At 42.9% G+C, this 9396-nt stretch carries 6 protein-coding genes; 5 read left to right on the forward strand and 1 reads right to left on the reverse strand.

Annotated features, from left to right (window positions below):
• Window positions 1-691 precede the first annotated feature (691 nt).
• The 4 genes from AC805_RS17285 (at window position 692) to AC805_RS17300 (ending at window position 5715) form a co-directional block, all read left to right on the forward strand.
• Entirely contained in the window at window positions 692-1321 is a 630-nt protein-coding gene (locus tag AC805_RS17285; protein WP_082429526.1) for a DUF3455 domain-containing protein, read from the forward strand.
• Window positions 1322-1428: 107 nt separating this feature from the next.
• Window positions 1429-3657, forward strand: coding sequence for a catalase/peroxidase HPI (katG, locus tag AC805_RS17290; RefSeq protein WP_055076538.1), 2229 nt, complete (start codon window positions 1429-1431; stop codon window positions 3655-3657).
• A 230-nt stretch (window positions 3658-3887) separates the two neighbouring features.
• Complete coding sequence (locus tag AC805_RS17295; RefSeq protein ID WP_072143659.1) at window positions 3888-4658, forward strand: superoxide dismutase; 771 nt, start codon at window positions 3888-3890, stop codon at window positions 4656-4658.
• 322 nt (window positions 4659-4980) lie between these two features.
• Window positions 4981-5715 (forward strand): hypothetical protein, encoded by a 735-nt coding sequence (locus AC805_RS17300; protein ID WP_055076539.1) that lies wholly within the window; start codon window positions 4981-4983, stop codon window positions 5713-5715.
• Window positions 5716-5823: 108 nt separating this feature from the next.
• On the opposite strand, the gene AC805_RS17305 is transcribed toward AC805_RS17300, so the two are convergent.
• A complete protein-coding gene (locus AC805_RS17305) occupies window positions 5824-7308 on the reverse strand; it encodes an inorganic phosphate transporter (RefSeq protein ID WP_055076540.1) in 1485 nt (494 codons plus the stop codon).
• A 758-nt stretch (window positions 7309-8066) separates the two neighbouring features.
• On the opposite strand from AC805_RS17305, the gene AC805_RS17310 reads away from it, so the two are divergent.
• Window positions 8067-9215: a LuxR C-terminal-related transcriptional regulator gene (locus tag AC805_RS17310; protein WP_055076541.1), complete on the forward strand. Its 1149-nt coding sequence runs from the start codon at window positions 8067-8069 to the stop codon at window positions 9213-9215.
• Window positions 9216-9396 lie beyond the last annotated feature (181 nt).

A 9396-nucleotide genomic window follows, 5' to 3' on the forward strand; every position in this document is an offset into this window, starting at 1 on the left:
AAAACCTAGAAGAGCGTACCGCCCGCTTAGCGGGCAGTACGCTCTTCTAGGTTTTAAGTTTACTTAACTCCAAATATAGAAGGTTGGCGCAGCGTGCCAACCTTCTATATTTGGAGTTTTATATTCAAGGTAAGCCTTAATAAGTGGTACTGGTCAGCTAATCGGGGATAGTTGCTGAAATGCCCATTTCATCACGATAAAAAAGACGAAAATACTTCAATCACGCTTTAATCAACCATTGCCGATGGCTTATGGAACTTCTATTTGGATGTTTCTTAACAACAGAGGAAAAGAGCAAAATCCACTCTAAATTATTGATTTTGTCTCCCAACAGGTCTATTAAATGACACAACAATTGGCGGAGCGATAATGATCAACTCTGGCGTTAAATATTCTGTCGTCTACCAGAAGACCGCTATTGATGAGTCAGCTAGACGCTCATCCAGCTATAGATAGCCATAATTACTTAATTACCATTTTGTACGATGATTAAGTAATTATGACTATTGACTAATCCTTAAATAAGAATTATTCTTAGATAATAGTTAAGGTATTCACAAATTGATATCCATTGACCTACTTGATTAACCGATTCACGAGACACTTCTAGGTAGAAAATAAAACAACGATTTTAGTTCGACTGACTCCTCACATTTTTGAGGTTTTCTCAATTTATCCACCAAGGAAAATCATGAAAGTAATAACCACAAGCGCTGGCATTCTCATCTCTTTTTTGGCATCTGCGCAGTCTTTTGCTTTGCCAGCAGTCAGTATAGAGAAGACAGTCCCGATCCAGTTGGTTGAAGCTCAAGAGATCCCTAGCCCCGTTAAGCAAACGGTTGTTGCTGGTGTACCCGATCATCTTCTTCCTCCCGCTCAAGAAAAATTAGCCTTAACCTTAATTGGAAAGGGAGTTCAGATTTATCAATGCCAAGCGAAGAAGGATAACAAGACTAAGTTTGAGTGGAACTTCAAGGCTCCTGAAGCTGAATTGTTCGACCTACAGAATCAGAATGTTGGTAAACACTACGCAGGTCCTGTTTGGGAATCTAATGATGGTAGCAAGGTCTTAGGAGCAGTTAAAGCGAAAGCTGATGCCCAAGAAGCTGATGCAATTCCATGGCTGTTGCTTAATGCAAAGGAAGTTGAAGGCAATGGTGTTTTCAGTAAGGTAGCCCACATCCAACGCCTTGACACTTCGGGTGGCAAGGCTCCTAAAGATGGTTGTAATGAAGCAAACAGTGGGAAGGTACTTCGTGTGCCTTACATTGCAACGTATAACTTCTACAACGAAACATCCATAAGGACAGAGCAGAAGTAAGTTGTCAAGCATATTAAAACTGCTTGTGACTTCCATTCGATAGAAAAAAGTGGCGCAGAAAAGAAAGTAAAACCAGTTCGCAACAAGAACATATAACAGGAGAAATTATGAGTAGCGAAAGCAAATGTCCTTTCATGGGCGGAGTTCAAAAATTCACCGCTGGTCACGGCACAACTAACCGAGACTGGTGGCCAAATCAGTTGAACTTAAAGATTCTGCATCAGCATTCCCCTCAGTCTAATCCCATGGGTGAGGCATTTAACTATGCAGAGGCATTTAAGAGTCTCGACTATGCGGCTCTGAAGGCAGACCTATTTGAGTTGATGACTTCTTCCCAAGACTGGTGGCCAGCTGACTATGGTCACTATGGACCACTCTTCATCAGGATGGCTTGGCACAGCGCTGGCACCTACCGCATCGGTGATGGTCGTGGTGGTGGCGGTACGGGCAGTCAGAGGTTTGCGCCGCTCAATAGTTGGCCCGACAACGCCAATCTTGATAAAGCCCGCATGTTGCTTTGGCCGATTAAGAAGAAATACGGACAGAAAATCTCTTGGGCTGACCTGATGATTCTCGCTGGCAACTGCGCTTTGGAATCAATGGGCTTTAAAACCTGCGGATTTGCGGGCGGTCGTGTAGACATTTGGGAGCCTGAAGAAGACATTTACTGGGGTTCTGAGACTGAATGGTTGAGCGATAAACGCTACACTGGCGATCGCGATCTGGAGAATCCTTTGGGCGCGGTACAAATGGGTTTGATCTATGTAAATCCAGAAGGTCCTAACAGCGTTCCCGACCCAGTTGCATCAGGTCGAGATATTCGTGAGACCTTCAGTCGCATGGCGATGAACGATGAGGAGACGGTTGCGCTCGCGGCTGGTGGACATACCTTTGGCAAATGTCATGGTGCTGGAGATGCCACACTAGTGGGACCCGAACCCGAAAGATCTAGCATTGAAGATCAAGGACTCGGATGGAAGAACAGTTTCGGTACTGGTGTCGGCGTACATGCGACCACTAGCGGTATCGAAGGCGCATGGACTACCAACCCAGTAAGATGGGACAACAACTACTTCGAAAATCTGTTCGGCTATGAGTGGGAATTAGTGAAAAGCCCTGCTGGCGCACATCAGTGGGCTCCCAAAGATGGCGCTGGTGCGGGTACGGTTCCCGATGCCCACGATCCATCTAAACGCCATGCACCGATCATGACCACCGCAGACATGGCGATGAGAATGGATCCCATCTACGAACCGATTTCACGCCGCTTCCTAGAGAATGCAGATCAATTCGCAGAGGCATTTGCGCGTGCATGGTTCAAATTGACCCATCGCGACATGGGTCCCAAATCTCGTTATCTAGGTTCCGAAATCCCAACTGAAGATTTCTTGTGGCAAGATCCAGTCCCCCCAGTCACCCATGAATTGATTGATGCGCAGGATATCACAGAACTCAAGGGCAAAATTCTAGCTACGGGACTATCTGTTGCTCAATTAGTTTCGACTGCATGGGCTTCAGCATCCACCTTCCGTGGTTCCGACATGCGCGGTGGAGCGAATGGAGCGCGCATTCGTCTCGCGCCTCAAAAGGATTGGGAAGTCAACCACCCCAACCAACTCGCTACCGTGATACAAACGCTAGAAAGGGTTCAACAGGAGTTTAATAGCTCGCATGGAAGTAAACAGGTTTCCCTTGCCGATCTGATCGTTCTGGGAGGTTGTGCAGGGGTCGAGCAAGCGGCGAAGAAAGCAGGTCATAATGTGACGGTTCCCTTTCAACCTGGACGGACAGATGCGTCTCAAGAATATACGGATGTACATTCTTTCGCTGTACTCGAACCCAAGGCGGACGGTTTCCGCAACTACCTCGGTCATCATTCTCTATCTGCAGAGGAATTGCTAGTAGATAAAGCGCAGTTGCTAACGCTCAGCGCCCCCGAAATGACGGTTCTAGTCGGAGGTATGCGCGTCCTCAATACTAACTTTGGTCAGTCTCGATACGGAGTCTTCACCAAGCGTCCTGAGACATTGACCAATGACTTCTTCGTGAATCTACTCGATCTGGGCACGACATGGAAGGCGCTCTCTGACGCTCAAGACCTTTTTGTAGGAAGCGATCGCAAAACGAGCGAAATCAAGTGGATCGGTACTCGCGTAGATCTCATTTTCGGCTCAAACTCGCAGTTACGAGCGATCGCGGAAGTTTATGGATGTGAGGACTCGCAGCCGAGATTTGTGAGCGACTTTGTAAAGGTCTGGGACAAAGTGATGAACCTCGATCGTTTTGACATTGCCCAGCCTTATCGTAGCTCTGGAAATCAAGACAGTACAAACTAAAGTATTGCGGTTTTCCAATGAGTGCAGTAATTCAACCAATTAAGCTCAGTTTAAATTGGTTGAATTGCCAAAATTGGAGCGGAGCATTGGCTCGCAACCGCCCAAACTCTTCTATAAAAATGTCATAGCCTTTTTACTATGCGCAGCGATAGATCTGCATGTAAAGTAAGTCTAACCACTCGTCCACCTAACAATTAATAAACCTGTCATTCCTCACGTAAAAATCAACGATGAAACTCCAATCATTTCGACTCTCTCTAGCGCTACGTTTCGTAGTTGGTATGTTAATTGTGGCAATTGCTGTTTGCGCAATTCACCAAGGATTAGAGGTTGGTGAGGTATCTGCCCAGAATCTCCAATCTTCTAAAATCGACAAACAAAACTCAAAAGGACAGTTTGCACTTCCTCCATTGCCCTATGCTTATAATGCTTTAGAACCCTTTATTGACGAACAGACAATGAGGTTGCATCACGACAAACATCATCTTGCAAGCATCAACACCCTAAATGCAGCGATAGCTAAATATCCACAATTCCAAAATGCAACTGTGGAAGATTTGCTCCATGATCTCAGTAAAGTTCCTGAAGATATCCGCAGCATCGTTAAAAACCACGGGGGCAGTCATTTGAATCACAGTATGTTCTGGGAGATCATGGCTCCAAAAGCAGGCGGTGAACCTACGGGAGAGATTGCTAAAGCAATAGTTCGCGAGTTTGGCAGTTTTAATGATTTTCAAAAGCAATTTAACGAAGCTGGTCTCAAAAGATTTGGGAGTGGCTGGTCGTGGTTGGTTCGGACAAAAGATGGTAACCTCAAGATAATTAGCACTGCCAATCAAGACAGTCCATTACTAGATGGAAATTATCCAATTATGGGTAACGATGTTTGGGAACATGCTTATTATTTGAAGTATCAAAATCGACGTGCTGATTATCTCAATGCTTGGTGGAATGTTGTAAATTGGGATGCGGTAAATAAGCGTTATAAAAAATCAATCTAGAAGGTTATTAAATGACACGGCAATTGGCGGGGCGAAACGATCGCTATTTGTCGCGACACCTCGAGATCGATAAAAATGACAGAGTCGAGCACTGTCGCCACCCGCCAATGTCGCTGTCGTTTGATAATATCCAAGCGCGATACGATATTGTCCATATTGCTGAGACATTTTTGCTTCAAATCTAGTCTCAGCTTTTCTTTTGCCTTTGTTTATTCCGTCGAACTCACGTTAAAATCGTCTATAATCACAAAGTATTCTTGTCAGTGCTGAAAAACTAAGACGCAGTCAGATTAGGATTATGGGATGTTTTGGGAAAAGATGTATGATTACGGGAGTAAGTCTAAATTTCTGTGCTCCCAGATGTATCACATTAAGTCGGAATGAATCTAATCGCTCCTATATGCCTCTCGCTCTACCAGTTTCAGGACAATACGACTACTTAGGAGGTGTTGAACTATATGGTGGAGATCGAAAGTACTTAATAAATCTATTTTACCCTGATATAAACATCGAATACGAATCATCAGAGCGTATCGACCAACGTATTCTTTCTATTTTAAATGGTTACAATGCATTGATTCTTGAGAGTGTCTGGAATGCGATCGCAAGAAATTATCCTTCTTATAGAAATAGTAATATAGATAATCTTAAGAGTGTTTTTCACCCCCAAGCCAAAAAATTGATTCTCAACTATCGTAATCATCGTTCATATTATCATTTTGAGGATTTTGTAGAAGATAAACTTCTAGAACGCGAGGAACAAGGAATTGAACCATTAACTACCAATGAGATCGAAGATGAGTACTTGGCTTATTGTCTGGAAAATCATGATACGTCTGAGGTAGCAATAATCGATCAATTTTTACGAGATCACAACCTGTGCTGGCATCCTTCTGAAACTATCCCCCAACATCCCGAACCAGAGATTCGTCAATATCTACAAGAGGCAAAAGAGAATTTTAGCGACTCTCCCACAATAATTGATGCATTGTTGAGTTATGAACTCGAAATGGAGTCATATATCAAGGAATATGAAGAAATTCAAAGGGGAATATGAGAAGAAGAGAGGGAGCATCTCAACTAGTCACTGAGTGAAATTGGATGCTCCCAACATTGCAAAGCCAATCCTTTTGCTTTTAGGAATTGCTATTTAGGTGAAAATCGTTTATTTAAGCCCTAAAACATTAAAGACTACGAATAATCCAGCAGAAAAGGTCATTGCACCTAGTAAAATACAAACTGGCAAGGTCAAAACCCAAGCAATAATTAGGTTCCGTACAGTTTCTTTCTGAATTCCAGAACCATTAGCGGTCATAGCGCCTGCAATTCCTGAAGACAAAACGTGGGTCGTACTTACAGGCAATCCAAGAGTATCTGCCGCTCCAATTGTAACCATAGCTACTAGTTCAGCCGAAGCACCTTGAGCATAAGTCAAATGATCTTTGCCAATCTTCTCGCCGACGGTAATTACAATTCGCTTCCATCCAATCATAGTTCCTAGACCAAGAGCAATAGCTACCGCAAATTTTACATAATCAGGGATAAATTCTGTAGACTTTACAAGCTGTTTCTTGTAGGTTACCAGTAAATCTTTTTCTGCTGTATCGGTAAGTTTCCCCTTTTTCTCTAGCTTATCTATAGCCTTGTCAACCAAATAAATATCAGTTCTTAAGGATTTACGTTCCTCTTTAGAAACATCTTGAAAACTTGTTTTGCCTGACAACTTATCGGCGATCGCATGATTTTTAATTGATAAAGCCGCAAAAGTTTTTTCATCTGCATTCCCTGACTTTAAAAATGAAGATAATTCAGTGTCTATTTCTTTGCCTTGTAAGGTTGATTTCTGTGGTGCTTTTTTATCAAGAATTGCGACTGATGCCTTCGAGGATTCATACAACTTACTAAAATCCGCTTGACTTACCGTCAAATCTAAAGCATATACCCCAGGTAAGATACCAATGAGAATGAGCATTATCAGCCCCATTCCCTTTTGACCGTCGTTCGATCCGTGAGCGAAACTTACGCCAGTACAGGTCAGCATCAACAAGCCACGAATCCACAATGGTGGGGGAGTTTTTCCTTCTGGAGAACGATACAAAGCCTCATTTTTAATTAAAGCTTTTGCTCCTAGAAATAGCAACGCTGTTGCGACAAACCCAATAATTGGAGAAATAAGTAGAGATTCAAAAACTTCAGTAGCTTTGCCCCAGTTTACACCTTCGCCAAATGCTGCTCCTGAAGCGACAGAGTTTGCTAAACCAACACCAAGAATGGAACCAATTAATGTATGCGAACTGGAAGCTGGCAAACCTAAATACCAAGTACCAACATTCCACAAAATAGCTGAGATCAACAATGCAAATACCATTGCAAAACCTGCGCCAGATCCTGCATTTACGACCAATTCAACTGGCAATAGGGCTATAATTCCAAATGCTACTGCACCACTTGAAGTCAGAACCCCGATGAGATTCCACATGCCAGACCAAACTACGGCATAATTTGGCTTAAGCGTGTTTGTATAAATTACAGTTGCTACAGCGTTTGCTGTGTCATGAAATCCATTTACAAACTCAAAACCAAGTGCTAACAAGAGAGCCAACACAAGAAATATTCCACTGGCAAGTGGTAAGTCGCTTAGGATATCCATTATATCTTCTCATATATTTGGGCTGCAAGCCATCTTTGACTAATTGATTGTATTAGAGTACAAAGTAGTAATTCTGTGACACAGGTTAAGATTTGAATAATAAGAGTTAAAGAATGAGTTAAAAAATAACCAACTTAAGTTGTTAGCTAAAAATAACTAAATATAGGACAAAAAATATAATACTAAAACTCCCCGAAACTTTTTACTAGGTAAAGTCCTAGGGGCTTGTTACTTCAAACTTTTACTTGGAGAGGCTTTCAGGATTTCTTATGGACTTAGACCTATAAAAATAAAGTTTTTAGACAAAGGTGAATTTCAACAGATTCCCCTCTATTAAGCGCTATTTTTATCTGTTGCAACTCACTTAGCTTATATAGCTACAGTCACTTGAATTAGGACAAATCAAAACCCAAGAATTAATTGGCGGCGCGAAGCGCCGCCAATTAATTCTTGGGTTTTGATTTGTCCTAGTACACTTGGCGACAGCATTGTGCGATCGCTTACTAATTTTGTCTGAAGTATTTATATATACATAGCTAAAGATGGATCTGCGTCTCAATAGTTATTGGAGAATTTCGATCGCGTCGAGAAACGGCAAGCAGTAGTCAATTATGTTAGGGATGTTAGCACTCTCAAAACCCATGCCTAGAGTAGCGGCGCTTCGCGCCGCTACTCTAGGCATGGGTTTTATGACGCAAATTCCTTAGCTATAGCAATATTGACGGAATTGGGACAAGATCTTTTTAGGTTAGATTTTAATGGCTGAGGTACTCAATCCGACTAAGCTCTTATTTGACCTACATCGAGGTACTGAAATTGCGGAAACTTTTTCTGGATGCCTAGAGCCAGAGGTAATCGCGCTGCGAGTGACCAATGGGATCGTGGAGCGGTTTGACTGTGCTTTTGCAAGGATTTGGCTACTAGAGCCAGATCGAACTTACCTGAAGCTAGTCGCCTCTTCGGGAATGTATACGCGTACCGATGGGAGATTTGCCAAAGTACCAATCGGCGCGTACAAGGTGGGGAAAATTGCCCAAAATCGGGTTTCCTTTCTCAGTAACAATTTGGCAGATGAAACTTGGGTAGGCGATCGCCAATGGGCGATCGCCAATAATATTCTGGGATTTGCAGGTTATCCCTTAGAGATCAAGGGTAGAGTCGTAGGCGTTTTGGCAGCCTTTAGCCATCACAAAATGCCACCCGAATTTCTAGAGTTTTTGCGGATGCTCTGTACAATTGCGGCGATCGCCATTGACAGCGCCTTTAAACATCAGCAAGAAAAGCAGTCTTGGCAAGCCCTCGATCGGCATCCTTGGCAGGAGCGCACAGCCCTATCCGATCGCCTAGCCGATATTTTGCATTCCCATCGATTAACGCTGGTGGGCACTGAGCGATCGCTAGATCTCACCCTTGAGTATGTATTTTTACGCACGGCGGAAATTCTGAATAAAATTGGCGGAGCCTATTGCCGCTTAATTTATGCCGATACAGCCATATCTTTAGAAGCGATCGTAGCGACCCCCACCACACAGAATGCAATTCATAATCATCCCCATAATTCCCCGCATAATCATCCCCATAATCATCTACAAACATGGCTGAGATCGCTATTTCACGAATTGTTTGTCATCATTTCCAGTCTGGGAGGCACGATCGATATTCATAGCACCGAATTACAAATTGCGATTACGATTCCCTTTGTCAAAGAACCTAATCCCCTATCCGAGCGGGAATTGGAAATGATGCAATTATTAACCCAAGGACTACGCGATCGCGATATCGCCCAACAACTGATCATCAGCGAAAGTACCGTAAAATTTCATGTTAATAATATTTTAGCCAAACTCAAGGCAAGAACTCGTTTTCAAGCTTTACATTTAGCTATGGTCAATGGGTGGCTGCAATAGAGTTGTTTTTAGCTTGACGGGACGATCGCAAAAAAACAACAATGGGTTTACTCAAGTTAAAGTTTACTCAAGTTAAATAAGTAGCTGGTTACAATTAAATTTAAAACCCAAAAAGCTGTAGCGCAGGCTGCGCTTGCGCTACAGCTTTTGATTCGGGGTTTTAATTATGCCCAGCTACTTA

The sequence above is a fragment of the Pseudanabaena sp. 'Roaring Creek' genome (assembly GCF_001402795.1).
In the GTDB taxonomy this organism is placed as follows: domain Bacteria; phylum Cyanobacteriota; class Cyanobacteriia; order Pseudanabaenales; family Pseudanabaenaceae; genus Pseudanabaena.